14 protein-coding genes are annotated in these 17,288 nt (G+C 67.1%); 6 read left to right on the top strand and 8 right to left on the bottom strand.

Translation table 11 applies throughout. From position 1 onward, the window contains the following. The first annotated feature begins 433 nt into the window (after nucleotides 1–433). Both LAO51_03745 and LAO51_03740 read left to right on the top strand, forming a co-directional pair. The gene (locus LAO51_03745; GenBank protein ID MBZ5637852.1) at nucleotides 434–1,219 is read left to right on the top strand and encodes a hypothetical protein; all 786 of its coding nucleotides are present in this window, start codon (nucleotides 434–436) and stop codon (nucleotides 1,217–1,219) included. A gap of 159 nt (nucleotides 1,220–1,378) precedes the next feature. Next, nucleotides 1,379–2,548 carry an aminotransferase class V-fold PLP-dependent enzyme gene (locus LAO51_03740; protein MBZ5637851.1) on the top strand — a complete coding sequence of 390 codons (1,170 nt, stop codon included), beginning with the start codon at nucleotides 1,379–1,381 and terminating at the stop codon, nucleotides 2,546–2,548. A gap of 90 nt (nucleotides 2,549–2,638) precedes the next feature. On the opposite strand, the gene LAO51_03735 is transcribed toward LAO51_03740, so the two are convergent. Further along, nucleotides 2,639–3,124: a GNAT family N-acetyltransferase gene (locus tag LAO51_03735; protein MBZ5637850.1), complete on the bottom strand. Its 486-nt coding sequence runs from the start codon at nucleotides 3,122–3,124 to the stop codon at nucleotides 2,639–2,641. A gap of 142 nt (nucleotides 3,125–3,266) precedes the next feature. After that, entirely contained in the window at nucleotides 3,267–5,429 is a 2,163-nt protein-coding gene (locus tag LAO51_03730) for a hypothetical protein (protein MBZ5637849.1), read from the bottom strand. A 503-nt stretch (nucleotides 5,430–5,932) separates the two neighbouring features. Here LAO51_03730 and LAO51_03725 point away from each other — a divergent pair. Further along, on the top strand, nucleotides 5,933–7,123 hold the full coding sequence (locus tag LAO51_03725; GenBank protein MBZ5637848.1) for a cation:proton antiporter: 1,191 nt from the start codon (nucleotides 5,933–5,935) through the stop codon (nucleotides 7,121–7,123). A gap of 6 nt (nucleotides 7,124–7,129) precedes the next feature. On the opposite strand, the gene chrA is transcribed toward LAO51_03725, so the two are convergent. Continuing rightward, nucleotides 7,130–8,290, bottom strand: coding sequence for a chromate efflux transporter (gene chrA, locus LAO51_03720; GenBank protein ID MBZ5637847.1), 1,161 nt, complete (start codon nucleotides 8,288–8,290; stop codon nucleotides 7,130–7,132). A 65-nt stretch (nucleotides 8,291–8,355) separates the two neighbouring features. After that, complete coding sequence (locus LAO51_03715) at nucleotides 8,356–9,564, bottom strand: isoprenylcysteine carboxylmethyltransferase family protein (GenBank protein MBZ5637846.1); 1,209 nt, start codon at nucleotides 9,562–9,564, stop codon at nucleotides 8,356–8,358. A gap of 133 nt (nucleotides 9,565–9,697) precedes the next feature. Here LAO51_03715 and LAO51_03710 point away from each other — a divergent pair, with 133 nt between their 5' ends. After that, complete coding sequence (locus LAO51_03710; protein MBZ5637845.1) at nucleotides 9,698–10,363, top strand: methyltransferase domain-containing protein; 666 nt, start codon at nucleotides 9,698–9,700, stop codon at nucleotides 10,361–10,363. A 160-nt stretch (nucleotides 10,364–10,523) separates the two neighbouring features. Here the strand turns inward: LAO51_03710 and LAO51_03705 are convergent, their stop codons facing one another. Next, on the bottom strand, nucleotides 10,524–10,952 hold the full coding sequence (locus LAO51_03705) for a retroviral-like aspartic protease family protein (GenBank protein ID MBZ5637844.1): 429 nt from the start codon (nucleotides 10,950–10,952) through the stop codon (nucleotides 10,524–10,526). 141 nt (nucleotides 10,953–11,093) lie between these two features. Continuing rightward, entirely contained in the window at nucleotides 11,094–11,813 is a 720-nt protein-coding gene (locus LAO51_03700; protein ID MBZ5637843.1) for an SDR family NAD(P)-dependent oxidoreductase, read from the bottom strand. Nucleotides 11,814–11,972: 159 nt separating this feature from the next. Between LAO51_03700 and LAO51_03695 the strand changes: the two genes are divergently transcribed. Together LAO51_03695 and LAO51_03690 are read left to right on the top strand one after the other, a co-directional pair. After that, the gene (locus LAO51_03695; GenBank protein ID MBZ5637842.1) at nucleotides 11,973–13,259 is read left to right on the top strand and encodes an MFS transporter; all 1,287 of its coding nucleotides are present in this window, start codon (nucleotides 11,973–11,975) and stop codon (nucleotides 13,257–13,259) included. Continuing rightward, nucleotides 13,259–14,413 (top strand): NAD-dependent epimerase/dehydratase family protein, encoded by a 1,155-nt coding sequence (locus tag LAO51_03690; protein MBZ5637841.1) that lies wholly within the window; start codon nucleotides 13,259–13,261, stop codon nucleotides 14,411–14,413. Before LAO51_03695 ends, LAO51_03690 begins: the two co-directional genes overlap by 1 nt. Here LAO51_03690 and LAO51_03685 read toward each other — a convergent pair. Next, nucleotides 14,406–15,230 (bottom strand): DUF4412 domain-containing protein, encoded by an 825-nt coding sequence (locus LAO51_03685; GenBank protein MBZ5637840.1) that lies wholly within the window; start codon nucleotides 15,228–15,230, stop codon nucleotides 14,406–14,408. The genes LAO51_03690 and LAO51_03685 overlap by 8 nt on opposite strands. Then, on the bottom strand, nucleotides 15,227–17,128 hold the full coding sequence (locus LAO51_03680; protein ID MBZ5637839.1) for a HEAT repeat domain-containing protein: 1,902 nt from the start codon (nucleotides 17,126–17,128) through the stop codon (nucleotides 15,227–15,229). Before LAO51_03680 ends, LAO51_03685 begins: the two co-directional genes overlap by 4 nt. Between the last annotated feature and the right edge of the window lie 160 nt (nucleotides 17,129–17,288).

The following is a 17,288-nucleotide window of genomic DNA, read 5'->3' as shown; positions in this document are numbered from 1 at the left end:
GCATGTGCTCGAGCAACCGCCACGCGGTGTGCGGCAAGCCCTTCACGCGAGCGCCGCGCAACTTGACCGGCAATCCAGCGATGGCCTTGTCGAAATCCACATGGGCATTGCCGCCCTTTAGCAACGCCACCAAGTGCTTGCGCAAGCTAGCGTCATCAGGCATCGAATGACCTCCCTGGCACGGCCTCGTAACTACTCTACGCCATATACGGCGTCCCGCGGCAACCCGGGAATGCGTGTGGGAATGCCGAACGGCTCGCGAGCGTCCTACTACTACTAGAACTTCAAAATTCACACAATACGATTGCAGCATGATCAACAGAGTGATAGCTTCCGCCTACTTTATTTGGCCAGAACCAGTGGTCATTATCTTAGAGCGGTAGTTGTGCTGGCAGTCCCCGCAAGCAAGACGCCCGCCTGAACTGAGGGCGAGATGGAAGTTTTTGGTAGTCGTGTGTGCCTGTTGTGTGCGGTTTTATTCGTCATCGGAGCCAGTTCAAGAGCCCAAGACGTTGCAAAGATCGCCGACTCGCCACCAGCGGGTGTCGTCTCGCCGGTCGCGCTGGAAAAGTTTAGCAAATTCGATGAACGGACGCGGTTGCTGGTGGACTCCGAACTTGGCACCTACGCGGGGCTTGGTTACAAGCTTCCACACACTGCCTTCGGAACCAGTATCGAGCATCCGTTTTCTCTTCGACTTGAAGCACAAGGCGCCATTGAATTCTCGGCGGATAGAAAACTCTCCACGAACGATGGGCACTCGGTTGTCACTTCCGGAAAAGCAATTTTTTGGGCCAATCGTTACTTCGGCATAACCGCCGGAGCATCCTATAGCCGCCTATGGACCAGCCAATTCGATAAGGCGGCATGGCACCCAGCTCCTGGGGTCGTGTTTCGCCTTCGATTTCTAGGTAGTCCTACGAGGATGTACCTGGATTACGTGGTTCCCACGGGAAGCATCGACAAACACGGCATCGAGAGTTCCCGCCTCCAAGGCCTCGAGTATTTTGTCGAGTCTCGCGTGGCGAGCGTGGGACCCATGACGATGCGCTTCGGCTTGAAGTGGGACGTCTACCATCTCCTTGAACAGGGAAACCCGCAGTGCGATGGATCCTTGGGCGGACTCGTGACCTGCCGCCGCAAAAGCGATACGACGGGCGCTGCGGCACTTACGCTGCGGTTCGAATGGTTGAAAAACGCCTCCAATATTCTTTATTGAGCAAATGGAGGCGCCCAGCCGTTGCTGGCACAAGCGTTCTGCTCTGCGTGCTGGGTTCGCCCATCGCCCAGGTCTTTAGCATTTGAATCGAAGACTGTCGCGTTGCAAATTGTGGAATGAGCCACGACGCAGGTCGCTCCCGAGGTGCTCGAGGCGGTGATGCCCTACCTCACCACGGATTACTTCAATCCCAGCTCGGCGTACGAGAGAGCGCAACCTGCGGCCGCGGCGTTGAAACGCTCGCGGCAGGCCCTCGCACAGTTTCTCGGCGGTGTCGAGCCCGACGAGATCGTGTTCACGTCCTGCGCGACCGAGAGCGTCAACGCGGCGCTCCGCGGCGCGGTCAAGGCCGCTCCGGATCGGAGGCACATCGTCACCACCGCCGTGGAGCATCCGGCGGTGCTGGAGGTTTGCAGGGAGATGGCGGCCGGCGGCATCGAGGTCACCTTTCTGCCGGTCGACCCTTCGGGGAATCTCGACATGCGGGACTTCATCCGTGCCCTTCGGCCCGACACCCTGCTGGCGGCGATCATGCACGCCAACAACGAGACCGGGGTGATCTTCCCGATCGAAGAGCTGTCACGGATCACCAAGGAGACCGAGCCCGAGATCCTCTTCTTCACCGACGCGACCCAGACGGCCGGGAAGCTCAATCTCGATCTTCGCGGTTCCCTGCGGCACGTCGACCTGCTGGCGCTATCGGGCCACAAGCTGCACGCCCCGAAAGGGGTCGGTGCGCTCTACGTCAAGCGCGGCACTCGCTGGCGCCCCGTCATGGTCGGCGGTCATCAGGAGTCGGGAAGGAGGGCGGGGACCGAGAACGTCGCGTACGTCGTCGGGCTGGCCCGAGCCGCCGAGCTGGCACGGGAGAATCACGAAGCCGACGAGCGCCGGATCCGGGTCCTGCGCGACCGTCTCGAGGCGGAGTTGACGGCCCGCATCCCATCCGTTGAGGTCAACGGCAAAGGTGCGCCGCGGCTGCCGAACACGCTGAGCATCTCGGTGCACTTCATCGAAGGAGAAGGGATGCTGTACCTGCTCAACGATCGCGGCATTTGCGCTTCGAGCGGTTCGGCGTGCACCTCCGGGTCGCTCGAGCCCTCGCACGTGCTGAAGGCGATGCGGATTCCTTTCACCGCCGTCCACGGCTCGGTGCGCTTCAGTCTCAGCCGTTACAACACCGAGCAGGAGATCGACCGCGTGATCGAGGGATTCCCGCCGATCGTCGCGAACCTCCGGCGCTTGTCCCCGTACTGGGACCAGCAGAACGACCGACCCCGGCCCGAGGCCGAGTCCATGATGTGCGACCGCCGGGGGCGGGTTGACTGAGCAGGACGTTTTCCAGAGGGGGAACCGATCATGCAGCCACCGCGCAGGTCCAGCGGAGGCTTCGGAGCCCCAAGACGGCTCCGCGACCGTTCACCTCTGCGAAACCACCTCGTATTCCATCTCGTCCTCGATCGGCACGCCGTTCAGTCCGAGCACCGGGATCTCCGGCTTCAACATGCGGGAAAGACGGACGGCCCCGCTGTGCACGCCCGCGAGCCGAAGCCCCACGGCCCGGTAGAACGCCTGCGCGGGCGTGTTGTCGTTCGTGGTCACGAGCCAGAGCCGTGTGCAGCCATCTCGCCGAGCCGCCTGCTTGGCCGCCGCCATGAGCGCTGAGCCCACCCCGATGCGCCGCACGAACGCCTGCAAAGTGACGACCTCCAACTGCCTGTCCTCGACTCGATAGGTCAACAGACCCACCGTCGCGCGCTCGCGAAGGGCAACGAAACCAGGGAGCTCGTCCGCGGCGTGCAGGTGGCCGCGGGACACGACGGTCGGCGTGCCCCACTCGGCTGCGACCGCGTCACGAACCCATGGCCGGTCCGCCGGTATCACATCCCGGATCTCGATCGCCACGTCCGGCCGCCTCCAACGGGACCGCTCGACGTTGCGCCTCGGCCGCGGCCCGCGAAGCAACGTGGCGCGGCGAGTCCGTCAGTTTCTTTCGCGGAGTCTCCCTCGACGATCCACTTTGCGTCATCGACCCGTCTGAAAGGCGCTATTTCGAGGTGGCTTGGACGACGAAGTTGCGCTCGGTCTTCGCAAGTTCCTCCTGCCCCTGGGTGACCACGATCGAGTAGCGGAACCAACCGGAGCCCAGGGTCCCCGCGGGGATGACGTCGCGCACCTGCGTGCAGCGATCGTTCCCCGGCTCGAGATCCAAGGCGGGGAAGCTCAGGGTGGTCTCGGCGTCCCCACGCAGCGAACGCTCAACATGGAGCGATGCCGTCTCCCGTTCGCTCCAACACACGAGCCCCACCAAGGCCGTCGGCACATCTGCCCGCAGCGCTTCGGATTCTGACCGAGCTACGGACCCATGAGCGCGAGTCGCGTCACCTCGGACGAACGCGCCGTTCACCGGTTGCATCACCGCGATCGGCAGAATCGTGGTGCTGGCCCCGATCTCGGGCCATGTCACGTCGACGACTTGAGAGACCACCGTGTCGGTCGACGTTTCCCGCGCCACCGCGACGACCTCCTGGTGTCCGGCAGGAAACGTCTCCTCGGCCTCGAAGACAACGGGAATACCCGCCATGTTAGTAGTGATCATTCTCGTCGCGATCTCGCGAGCCGTGTTACCCGAGACGATGGTGCCTCCGATCTCCCAACTCCCCGCCTTCTCCGACGGCGACGGAACGATCACCTGTACAAGCCCTACGAATGCGCCGTCGACGAAACCCGTTGGAACCACCGTTGCGGTGATCGCGCCCGCATCGGCTTTGTGAGTCCCGGCGTACGCGGCCAGCAGCCGGGAGGTTCGCCGAGCCGATTCGCTCTGAATCACCACCTTCCGCTGGACGTGAGCCGACAGTCGCTTCCCATGAACCCGCACCTGCACCGGAAGCGGACGATCCATAGGGAACGCCGTAGGATCGAAGCTGATCATGTAGGTACACGAGAGGTCAGTGAGAATGTCGCCCGCCATTTGATCGGCGGGGATGCCGTTCAAGAACGCCTTCCCGCCGGTCTCGAGCGCCAGGGTCGCGAGCGTGTCCTGTGCGTCTTGGCCGCGAGACGAGGAAAACGTCAGCCCTTCAGCTTGAACCGGATAGAAACGGACGTTCTGCGCGGCGGCCTCGGCAAGCACCTCGTCGAAGGCGCCCTCCGATCCCGTCGTCTTGCCCTCGCCTGGCCACCGCCCTTCCGTTGGCTCGGCCCCGCTCCAACGGGAATCCAGCGCCCCCCGATCAGAGACTGCGCTCACCTGCTGTACGGCACCCTTTCGCGTGATGGTGCGGGCAAATGAGAACGCTCCCGGCGGAACCATCTTCACGAAATGCTCGCCGGCGTTCCGCCTCATGGTGTCGGCGAAGTACAGAAAGACCTTCGGTGACTCGATGCCTCCGAATCGGCGGAGTAGGCCCACGACCCGCAGCAGGTCTTCCCGAGCGGCCGCCATCTCGTCTTGCTCGAACTGCTGTGCAAGGATGGCCGCAGCAGACGCTCGAAACGAACTGGATTGGGAGGATCCCGTTACCGATCGGATTTCCTGGTCCCGCTTGTTGTTGGCCCTCGTATCGGTGCAACTATCCGGTAGGTCCAATTGTAGCGCCCCGACCCTTCTGTGCTCGGCCTTTTGGTCAGCGTCCTCCCTTTCAATATCTGATTCTATCTCGTCAACCCGTCCCTCTTCCCGCAATGGGGACGCATCGACTTGGTCAGGATCGACCTCCATGTCCCGGAGAGCCTTCAATATCAGCTCCGCCCTGGGGGTGAATTGCGTGAACACCTTGAGGGTCCTTGCGCTTGACACGACCATGCCGCGGCTGCCATCAAGGATGAGCCGTGGAATCATCTCCCGGACGACGTCAAGCGCGCGGCGCCGACCCGTCGGGGTAAGGTGCTGCTGGTCGAAGTAGAACAGGTAGTTGGCGGGTCGCGCTAACGTGGATGAGGAATCGGCGGCACACATGGAATCGAGATGAAATGTCTCGATCGACCGCTTACCCACTTGGACTTCGAAATCCGCCGCGGTGAGACGGGATGCGATGTCGCGGGGCCCGGTCACCGTGATTTCGAGCTGACCCAGGTGCGCGCCGGTCTTCTCGACCAGGCCCAGGTCTTTGGGTTTCTGCTCTTCGGTCCCAGCCAAAGCGAAGCTGAAGGCTGCGCACAACGCGACGCAGCCAAGCACTCTCGCGGCGGCAAAGTGCGTCGCCATGATTAGCCCTCTTACGTGAAGCGTCGCCCGAGAAGCCGGTGCGAGGATTTCCGGCCTTCCGTGTGGGCGATAAGCTCGGAATCCTCGATTACGCATTAGGCTGCCGGCTGACGCCTGGATGATTCGTGACGCACACCCAGGACGCCGAACCACACCTGCCGCTATCGTCCGTCGTAGTCGTGGCGGGAAAGGCGCCTCTCACACCGCGGCCGCGAGATCCACTCCTCTGAGTGGAGATACTCTTCACCCATCGACGTGTCAACACCCTTCGTGCTTGGCTGCTACGGTCGTTGCACATTCGCCGCACTCTCCCGGCTGGAGTTCGGCCCCCAACGGCCACCGTCCACCTATCCATCAGAGCCAAGCCCCGGTTTGTGGCGTCCCATCGGCACGGCTATACTCGAAACAAGGCGATGGAGTCCGCCTGGGAGCGCCCGCTCCCGAAACGTCCTCTCGAGGGCTGATGGCTCCTACCTGGTGACTTTCGGACCGGGAGGAGCCTCATGGAACTCTTCGAAGGGATGTTGCTCGCGGCCCTGATCTTCCTTGCAAGCGTGGTTTCCCTCGAGCTGGGACTCTCCGCCGCAATCATCGAGCTCGTGCTCGGCGTCCTTGGGGGGAATCTCCTCGGACTGAAGCAGCTCGAGTGGATCAAGTACATCGCCGGCTTCGGCGGGATCCTCCTGACGTTCATGGCGGGTGCCGAGGTCGATCTCGGCGTGATGCGCTCCAAGGCCAAGGAGAGCCTGCTGATCGGGGGGGTCTCGTTTCTCGCGCCTTTCGCCGGGACCGTGCTCCTGTGCCGTTACGCGTTGGGCTGGGGCTGGAAGCCCGCGGAGCTGGCCGGCATCGCGCTGAGCACGACGTCGCTCGCCGTCGTGTACGCGGTCCTGGTCGAGACGGGGCTCGCCGAGACCGGGATCGGGAAGCTCATCATGGCCGCCACCTTCGTGACGGACTTCGGGACCTCCGCGGGCCTCTCGCTCCTCTTCCTCCGTCCCCACCTGCACACGCTCTGGTTCGCGCTGGTCTCGATCGGGATCATCGCGCTGGCGCCCGTCGTGGCCCCGTGGTTCTTCCGGCGCTACGGCGGCCGGGTCATCGAGCCGGAGATCAAGCTCCTGTTCCTCTTGCTGCTCACCCTCATGTACATGGCCCACTTCGGCGATTCGCACGCGATCCTGCCGGCCTTCCTGCTCGGCTTCGTGATGTCCCCGATCTTCCGCGGCAACCGCGAGCTGCAGCGGAAGCTGCGGGTCGTGGCCTTCGCGTTCATCACCCCGGTCTTCTTCCTGAACGGGGGGATGAACATCTCGCTCCCGCTGTTGTGGGCCAACATCGGCCTCTTCCTGATCCTGCTGGCGGTCAAGCTGGCCACCAAGTTCGTCGGCGTGTATCCCGTCTCGAGGGCGTTCATCCCGCGGGAGGCGACCTACGCGACCCTGCTGATGAGCACGGGCTTGACCATGGGGACGATCAGCTCGGTGTTCGGATATCAGCAGGGAATCATCAACCAGGCGCAGTTCTCGGTCCTCGTGGCGGTCGTCGTGACGAGCGCCATCCTCCCAACGTTCCTGGCCCAGAGGTTCTTCCATCCTCACCATGCGTTCGAGGCCTTCGGCGGCGAAGTCGAGCCGGAGCTCCTCGATGCGGGGATGAAGGGCGGGGCCCAAGAGGAAGACCGTCGGCCGTGAGGGTGGTCAGTGGCAGAGGACGACCGACAGGATGGTCCCGCCGGCGACGACCCACAGAACGTCCACCTCGAGGCGCAAGGCGACGAACGCGGCAGCGCCCAGGAGCCCATGCGCCCACGTCCAACCGACGTCGTGTGCGAGCTGGACGGTGACCGTCAGCAACAGCCCCACGAACGAGCAGAGGACGCCGCTGACGAGTCGAGTGAACGCGGGGGACCGCTTCAAGCGATCGAAATACGGCGCCGCTGCCACGACCAACAGGAACGACGGCAGGAACACGCCGACCGTCGCGAGCGCGCCACCGATCAGCCCGCCCAGCTGATGACCCACGAAGGTGGCGGTAATGACGATCGGGCCCGGCGTCACCTGGCCGAGCGCGATGCCGTCGAGGAACGTCGAGCCGGCCAGCCAGTGGCGAACGTCGACCACTTCGTGGTGCATGAGCGGCACCGAGGCGAATCCGCCCCCGAAGGCGAACAGATCAACACGGCACATCAGCGCGACCAGCGCCGCCAACTGCCGGTCGGCCAGCGCCAAAGCCACGAGGCCCATCGCGGCCGCGCCCAGGACGAACGCTGCCGTTCTGGTCGTGGACGGTAGGGGTAACGGAACGTCCGCGCCGACTGGTTTCGGCTCCGGCGATCGAAGCAGGGCCCACCCCGCCACGGCGGCCAGCAGGATGACGAGGATGGGATTCGAGCCCACGCCGAAGAGTGCCGCCGCCAGCGTGGCGATGGCGACATGCGACCACTGGCGTAGCGAGCTTCCGCCGAACGACACCGCCGCATTGGCCATCAGGCCCACGATGACCGCCCGCAAACCGCTGAAGGCGGAGACGACGACCGGTAGCCCGTGCGCCCGTGAGTACATCGCCGATAACGTCAGCATGACGACGAACGACGGCAGGCCGAACGCCACGAAGGCAGCGGCGGCGCCCGCCACGCCCCGTGCTCGCAGGCCGACGTAGGCCGCGGTCTGCATCGCGGTCGCACCGGGGATCACCTGGCAGAGCGCCACGCCGTCGTCGAACGCGTCGCCAGCCAGCCATCGTCTCCGCTCGACGGCCAGCCGACGGATGACCACGACCATGGCAGGGCCCCCGAACGCCGTCGCGCCCACTCGGAGGAATCCCAGAAACAGCTGGCCCAGCGTGGGGGGCGCCGTCATCGGTGTCGCGGCGGAGGCAGGAGGTTCGATGGTCACTTCGCGAAGAACGAGAGACGCGACGCCTTCTAGAACATCGGCGTCGGGACGCGACCCCACCCCGTTCCCGGGCCCAGGGGGTGGATGTCCAGCAGGACGAGGTTGTGGATGTCCACGTCGGCGAAGAACTGCGGCACGCGAGTCCCGTTGATGCCGAACAGGGCGCTCGGCGTGCTCGCCGGTCGAGAGGAATCGCTGCGCAAGAAGATGAGTCGGCGGACGATACCACCGGGGGCGACGTTCGAGGCCGGCATTCCCTCCATGTCGTGGTGCATCATCCCGTGGCCACCCTCGAGGTGCCGGAAGGGATGAAGGATCCAGTCGGCGATCATCGCGAGCGTCTGGTGGTGCTCGTAGAGACGCCACTCAGGACCGGTGTCCGCGATCATCCCTTGCATCACGTACTGCCGGGGAACGAGGTAGACGAGGATGGGCCCGGACAGCTGGTCGAGCCGGGACTTCACCTCGGGGAGTTCGAGGACGTCGGCCATCCGGTGCTCGAGCATGACGGAGTCGCCCGGCAGGATGGCCATCGCCGTGACTCGTCCCTCCGACCACAGCGGTAGCCGTGAGATCGTGTAGGCGCGCAGGACGAAGGCACCCCCGACGGCCACGACGGCCAGGAACACGAACCCGAGTAGCGATCGGAACAGCGGTCGTCTCAGGAACGGAAGGCGATCCACGGCCTGCTCCAGCCCTCGCGGGAGGAACCTGCCGGTCCGGGTCATGTACTCCCGGTACTCATCGCCGAACTGACTCACCATCCGCCGCTCCTCGTCCCGGGCGAGCAGGCCGTAGAGTCCGACCATCACGGTCCACAGGACGATCGTCAAGAACCGCGGCCAGAGGACGGCCAGTCCCAGCCCGGTCAATGCCAGAGCCATGTACTGCGGGTGGCGGATCCACGTGTAGAGTCCACCGAGTGCCGGCCCGCGGCGGAGGAGCTTGTGGAAGTACACCTGCCCGGCGCAGACCAGGAAGACGACCATCCCGCCCACGAAGAGGACGGAGCCGGCGACCCGGACGGTCCGGAGGAAGAGCCCGGGCGGGAGGACCATGTGGGGCAGGAAGAAGGCCGCCAGCCAGCGCGTCGCCGGCCACTGGGCGAGGAAGAGGAGGACGGGGTTGAAGGCCGCGTAGAAGAACGCGGCAAAGGGGCTGATCATGATCAGCACCTCGAGCGCGATGATGAAGTACAGGCCGATGATCGCGCCGAAGAAACCGCGAGCCTTGCTCAATGGCGACTCCCGACCCTCCGCGCCGTTCTGACGTGCGAGATGCACGGGCTGGAACCGGAAGCAGTGTACTTCCCCGGCCACTCCTACCCTACCCGAAAGGCGTAGGATGCGGTCCACGAGGACGGGAGGCGGCATGTCGGACCGACCCAACGACCCGTTGGCCGGCGGTTCTCGCTCGGTGAGCTTCTTCGAGAGACAGTTTCAGCGTCAGGTGCGAGAACGGGAGTTCACCCTCAATCCGTTCGAGATCCTGGCCCTCGACCACGTGACCGGCGAGACTCTCGACCTCGGTTGCGGACTGGGTAACTTGACCCTGGAGGTGGCAAGACGGGGATGTCGGGTCGTGGCCGTGGATGGGAGCCCGACGGCCCTGGCGCATATCCAAGAGGTCGCCGAGGAGGAGTCGCTCCCCGTCGAGACCGTCCTCGCGGATCTTGGAACGTTCAGGATCGCCCGCGACTTCGACACGGTCGTCGCCATCGGGCTGCTCATGTTCTTCCGACGTGAACGAGCGCTGAAGCTGCTGAGCCACATCCAGGAGCGCGTTCGTCCTCGCGGCCGGGCCGTGGTGAACGTTCTCGTCGAGGGAACGACCTTCCTGGACATGTTCGATCCCGAGAACTACTACCTGTTCGGGAGCGACGAGCTGCGCGAGCGCTTCGCGGGCTGGGACATCCTCGTCTGGCGCGCGGAGACGTACCCGGCCCCGAGCGGCACGGTCAAGGAGTTCACCACCGTGATCGCGGAGAAGCGGGAGCCGGAGCCGGGGCGGGCGGGTCCGACCGCGAGGGAACCGTGAACCGGACCGTCGACGGTGTGGCGCACGGTCAAGGACCCGGCCGACGCCGTGCGGCGAGGGATCCGCACGTCGAGAGACGGCCTCGAAGCCCAGCGCGCCGGCCGCCCCGGTGACGACGACCGCCCGTCCTCCTCCGACCGTCCAGCGTGAACACGAGGGTCTAGGTCGAAAGGAGCAGGAAGCCCCTGGCGTAATCGATGACCGCATGGCGGCGCCACAGGACGTCCGCGCCAAGGACCCCGACCACCGGCTCGACCTCGGCGTGCTTCAATCCGCTGTTGACGTGCGACAGGTCCAGGGTGAGCAACTTCGTGTCCGAAAGATCGAGCTTGGAGAGCGTCAGATCATGCTTGGCCACGCGGTTCATCCGCATCGCCGCCGAGCCTACGCCGTGACCTTTGCGCGAAACCGACGAGAACTCGAGCTTGAACTTCGATGCGGCTTTGGAATCGACGATCGTGCCACCCGCTCCGGTGTCGACGATGAAACGTGCGGCGCGGCCGGCCAGGCGGGCGACGACCGTGATGTGGCGGCTCTTCTCCCGAGTGATGGGAATCAGCACGAACTTTCGGAGGGTCTTCTTCGGCATGGATGTTCTCCCGCTCTTGCGGACGGTTGATCGCCTTCGCTCACGGCGCGGTCTGTTGAATTCGTTCGAGATCGACAAGCGAATCATCATCGAGGACGGCCGATCCGAGCGCGGCCGCCGCCGCTCGCGGGATCCACCGTCCTACATCTCCCCGGGCACCGGGATCACCGCCCCGCGCACGGTTCGGTTGGCGGGCGACGCGAGGAACGCCACCGTCTCCGCGACCTCCTCGACCTTGGGCCAGGACGCGTAGTCGGCGCCGGGGGACGCGGCCCGGTTCGTCGGCGTGTCCATGATCGAGGGAGCCACCGCGTTGACCCAGATTCGCCGCCCTCGAACCTCCTCGCCCGCGGATACGGTGAGGGAGGCGACCACCGCCTTGCTCGCGGCGTAGGCCGCCATGCCCGCCCCGCGCTTCGGCTCGAGGGCCGGCGCCGCGGCGACGTTCACGATCCGGCCGCCCCCCGTCCCTTCGAGCGGTCCCGCGGTCATCCGGCGGAGGGCTTCGCGGCAGCAGAGGAAGCAGGTGACCGCGTTGACCATCATCATCTGGTGAAGGTCGTCGAGGGACGTGCCGAGAAGCGGCGCCATCGCGAAGCCGCCCGCGCAGTGCACCGACGCCCAGAGCGAAGGCAGGCCGGCGTAGAACCCCGCGACCGACGACTCCGAGGCGAGGTCAATCCCGGGGACCACCTTCACCCGCCGGGCATCGAGCGCCTCAAGCTTCCCCGCACTCGACAGGCTCCGTGCCGGCGCGTGGCAGACGGCGCCGGCTTCGAGAAGCCTTTGGACGACCGCGAAGCCCAGCGCTCCGGTCGCCCCGGTGACGACGACCACCCGTCCCTCGTAATCAAGGCTCATGGCCCGATCTCCTTCGAGGCGGCTCGATCGAAACCGCCTCGCGTCGGATGATAACCGGGCCCGCGCCGTTTCGGAGGGGGCGCCGTCCCGGCTGTTTCAGATCGGGGACCGGCGCAACCTCGGCGGGCGCGATCCGTAGAACGGGCCACGGAGGATGAGGTGCTTCGTCGATTCGTCGACGTCAAGGAGAGCGAGAAAGGGGCCGTCCTCTGGGCTTTCGCTTACTTCTTCGCGATTCTCTGCGGCTACTATCTCCTCCGTCCGCTCCGAGACGAAATGGGGATCCGCGGCGGAGTGACCCAGATCAAGTGGATGGTCACCGCGACGTTCGCCGTGATGCTGCTCGCCGTCCCGGCGTTCTCTGCCGTGGTCGCGCGTGTCCCGAGACGGCGGATCATCCCGGTCGTGTACCGATCGTGCGCCGCGATGCTCGTGGGATTCCTCGTCGCCGAGCGCGCGGGCGCCCCGGGAGCCGTTCTCGCCCGCGTCTTCTTCGTTTGGGTCTCGGTCTTCAACCTCATGGTCGTGTCGGTGTTCTGGAGCTTCCTGGTCGACGTCTTTCGGAGCGACCAGGGGAAGCGTCTCTTTGGCTTCGTGGCTGCGGGGGGGAGCGCGGGAGCGATCGCCGGTCCCTGGATCGCGGGCCGTCTCGCCTCGACGTTCGGGCCCGCGTCGCTCTGGCTCGCGGCGGCCGCACTCCTCGAGGCGGCGGTGTGGTGCGTTCGCAGGCTCTCCCGCTGGGCCGAGACGAACCGCTCGGTCGGGTTCGCCGAGTCCGCCGAGCGCCCGATCGGCGGCGGAGTCTGGGCGGGGTTTCGCCAGTCGCTGGCGTCACCGTACCTCCTGGGCATCAGCGGGCTCCTCCTGTGCTACTCCGCGACGTCCACGGTCGCTTACCAGGACCAGGCCGGCATCGTCTCGGCGTCGATCCGCGACTCGGCGAGCCGGACCGCGCTCTTCGCGAACGTGGACCTCGCCGTCAACGCGGTCGCGCTGGTCCTTCAGGGCGTCGTGGCCGGGCGTCTCCTGGCCCGCGGCGGCCTCGTGATCGCGCTGGCGGTCTTACCGGTCGTGACCGGCGCGGGGTACCTCGCGCTGATCGCGTCCCCCGGCCTCGCGACCCTGATCGGCTTCCAGGTGATCCGGCGGGCGGCGCAGTACGGGCTCGAGCGCCCTGCCCGCGAGGTCCTGTTCACGGTCGTCGAGCCCGAGGCGAAGTACAAGGCGAAGAACTTCATCGACACCGTGGTGTTCCGCGGCGGCGACGCGCTGAGCGTGTGGGCCTACACGGGGGCGCGGGGCGCCGGCCTTCCCGCCGCGGCGGGATGGGGCATGGCGGCCGCGCTCTCGCTCGCCTGGCTCGCCGGCGCGGTCGCGATGGGGCGCAGGCAGAATACGCTCGCGCGAGCCCAGGAGGCCGCGCGGGATCGAAAGGAGGTCGCGTGATGGACAGGACCCGAAGACGATTCGTCACGGCCGCCGCGGGTGCCGGGATCGGCGCGACGATCGCCGCCCGGCTGGGGGTCGCGTCCTCGGCCTTCGCGGCGCCGGGAGCAGGGTCGCAGGCGACGATCCTGATCCTCGGCGGAACCGGGTTCCTCGGCCCCGCGGTAGTCGAGGCGGCGAGGCGGCGAGGGCATAAGCTCACCCTGTTCAACCGCGGCAAGACGAACCCGGGGCTCTTCCCGGACCTCGAGACGCTGCACGGCGATCGGGACGGCCATCTCGAGGCGCTCGCCGGGCGCTCGTGGGACGCCGTGGTGGACACGTCCGGCTACGTGCCTCGCATCGTCACCGCGTCGGCCTCGCTCCTGGCGCCGAGGATCAAGCAGTACGTCTTCATCTCGACCATCTCGGTGTTCAAGGACGGCCTGAAGCCCGGCGCCGACGAGAGCGGCCCGCTCAACACCGTACCCGACGAGAAGACCGAGGACGTGAAGCAGTACTACGGCGCGCTCAAGGCGCTCTGCGAGAAGGCGGCCGAGAAGGCGATACCGGGGCGCGTCTGCAGCATCCGGCCCGGTCTCATCGTCGGCCCCGGCGACCCGACCGACCGGTTCACCTACTGGCCGGTCCGTCTGGCCCGCGGCGGCGAGGTGCTGGCGCCCGGCGACGGCACCGATCCGGTCCAGTTCGTGGACGTGCGCGACCTGGGCGCCTTCATCGTGCGCGCGATCGAGACGAACATCGCCGGCGTCTACAACGCGACCGGCCCCGAGCGACGGCTCACGATGCGCGAGCTGCTCGAGTCGTCGCGGACGGCGATCAAGAGCGACGCGCGCCTGACGTGGGTGCCCGCGGACTTCCTGGAGAAGCAGAAGGTGGAGCCGTGGAGCGACATGCCCGTCTGGGTGCCCTTCCGGAACGGCGAGGAAGGGTTCGCCGCCATCGATTGCCGAAAGGCGATCGGGAAGGGGATCACGTTCCGGCTCGCGGCGGAGACCTCGAAGGACACGCTCGCGTGGTACGGCACGCTTCCGGAGGAACGCCGGAAGAAGCTCCGCGCGGGGATCGCGCCGGATCGCGAGGCGGCGGTGCTCGCGGCGTGGCGCGGGAACGGCAAGAAGGGGGCCGGCAGCGCGGCCGCCCCGCCTACTTGAGATCGGGCATCTGCGATCCGCCCTGCGGCCGCATCATTCCGCCCTGGGTCTCGGTGAACCCCGCCGGGATCGCGAACGTCTCCGGTGGAACGTCGGCCTTCTTGACCTCGGTCACCGCGAGGGTCTCGGTCGAGGACCGGTCACCGTGTCCGCCCGTCGACGACGTCTTCCGCGACAGCTTCAGCAGGAAGCCTCCCGCCTTACCGTAGGCGGCGGCGAGATCCTCGGCGCCCTCGCCGTCCGGCACCTTCGGCGGCGGGAGCTTCCAGATCCCCGTGCCGGCGTCCGCGACGGCACTCGTGGTCCACAGCTCGTCCTCGATCACGGTGTGCATGCTCCGCTTCACCATCGGGAGCTTCATCGTTCGATCGTAGGACACGCGGAACCGGTGGTGCTTCGCCGGGAATCCCTCGATCGTGCCGCCGTCCTCCTCGCCGAGGTCCTCCACCTTCACGTTCTCGGTCCGCATCTTCAGCGGACCCATGGCCTTCTGCATCGCGGCCACGTCGGATTGCAGCTGGCCCGCGGAAAATTCCGAGTACGTCTTGGCGCCCGGGTCGACCACGAGCGTCTTCCCGCCGCCGTCCTGGGTGACGAGCCAGGAGCCCGCGCTCATCCCCGGCGGGGGCGTCGTGAAGACCGCCTTCGCCGCGCCGCCGCTCACGAGCACGTCGAGGCGCATCTCGTAGCCGCCCTGCCCCGCCTCGCCTTCGGAGCGCGAGGTCAGGGTGTAGCTCAGGCCCGCCCGGGCCCCCGTCGAAACCAAGACGAGCGCCACCGCGGCCAGAAAATGCCTGGAGCACGTCGGGACTCTCACGACTTCCCTCCTTGGGCCACGGCGGCGGCCCGGGGCGCCGCCGCGAGTTGCGCGATCGCGATCAGACGGGTGGCCGGCTCGTCGGAGCGCGAGGCCTGAAGGAGCAGGGCGCGCGTCCGCGGATCCTCCGGCGCGACGGCGGCAGCGGCGCGAACCAGCATCGCGCGAACCTCGGGCGCTCGAGGGATCCCCTTCTCCTCGCCGTAGTCCAGGGAGTAAGCGCGCGAGATGGCATCGAGCGCCTCGGGGCCCGGGATCCGCCCCAGCGCCGCGGCTGCGCTCAGGCGCACCGCCGGCGTGCCGTCGTCGAGCAGGCCCGCCACGACCTCGAGCCCGCCGGCGGGGCGCGCCGACGCGATGGCGTCCGCCGCCTGCCACCGCAACCGCGAAACGAAAGCCTTTCGCTTCTCGGCCTTGGCCAGGACCGCCTGGCGCTGCGCTGACGCGAAGTTGTAGATGGCGCGCACCGCGTCGAGACTCGATCCCGTCATCACGATCTGCGCGGTTCGCAGCACCTCGCGGAAGACCGAAACGACCCCGCGCCGGTCGAGGGTCCAGTCCTCCCTCCCGATGTCGGCCCGGACCGCCGCGAGCCGCGACGCGTCGCCCGCCTCGAGAAGCGCCACGCGGATCCACGCGCCGAGCCAGTCGCTCCCCGGCCCGCCGTCCAGGGCCTTGCGGAGGGCGGCCTTTCCCTTCTCGCCTCCCGATTCGAGCAGCTCCCGGACGATCTCGGGGCGCAGGTCGGGCGTCGGGTCGTCGGACGATCGCTTGTCGTCGATGGCACCCACGGCCCAGTCGAACGACGGATCGTCGCCGGCGGCGAAGAGGACGCGGGCGGCGTGGAGGGCCCGGTCCGGGTTGCGCCCGTCCCTGGCGTCCTCCCGGAGCGCGTCGAGGGCGCGCGCGTCGGCGAACGCCCCGCCCAGCGCGTCGATCGCCGCTTGCCGCGCGGCAGGGTCCCGCTTCGACGACTTCTCGATCTCCTGCAGGGGGCCCACGCCCCGCGGGTCGCGGGAGCGTCCCAGGCCCCGCGCCGCCGCGGCGAAGTACGGCGCGTTCTCCTTCCCCTGGGCGTAGCCGAGAACCGCGACGAGCGCGGCCTCCCGCTCGTCGGACGCGACTTCCGGGCTGCCGGCGAGGGCGCCGAGCCCCTCGAGGGCCGCGGCGCGGATGTTGACGGCGACCGGGTTCGGCGCATCGGGCGGTCCGGTCGGCCGCGCGTACTCGCTCATGCCGGCGAACCCGATCTTCTCCGCGTCGCGGAGCATCCAGTGGAGGACCACGCTCGATCGCTTCGGCCCCATGGCGAGCAGCTGCCCGAGGCACAGCCCCGGCATCCAGTCCTGCCCGACGAACTGGAAGCAGTCGACGTAGAACTGCGCCGCCGCCTTCGGCTGGCCCATGCGGTCCAGGGCGGACGCCGCGGCCAGGCCGCGAATCCACGGGTCGACGATCGCCTGCTTCGCCTCCCGGACCTGCTGCGTGGAATCGGGCGGCGGCGGGGGGGCCTTGTGGAAGCCGAGCATCGACTTGAGGATGTTCTTGGGCTTCGATTCCTCCTGTGCCTGATCCATGGCCTTCTGCATTCTGTCGGGGTCCATGGCGCCGGTCGCGCCTTGGAGCAGGTCGTGGATCGGATCGAGCTGCGCCAGGAGCGCCTTCTGGAGCTGGGTCGTCGCCTCGGTCCGGGCCTGCGCCGGGAGGACGGCGGCCCCCTCCTCGAGCACGAACCCGGCCGCAACGGGGTTGGTCGTGCTTTCGAGCGCATGCGACTGCAGCAGCGAGTCGAGCGTCCCGGGCGCCGCCGATGGATCGTTCGGCGGGGCGGGCCTGCCGGCCGCGAAGGCGAAGGCGGCGGCGACCAGGAAGAGGCCTCGGGCGACGTATCTGGCCATGGCTTGGGCTCCTCGACGAGAAGCGTACGGCGAAAGCTCCCGACCCTAAAGTCGCATGATCATGCGACATCGGAAGGGGACGGGACCCCTCCGTTGACGACGCCCCCGAGTAACCGTATTAGACCCCCGGGGGAATCGCTCATCGCTCGAAAAGGGAGGC

It is taken from the genome of Terriglobia bacterium, assembly GCA_020073205.1.
Lineage (GTDB): Bacteria > Acidobacteriota > Polarisedimenticolia > Polarisedimenticolales > JAIQFR01 > JAIQFR01.
This window is presented reverse-complemented; position numbering and strand designations above follow the sequence as displayed.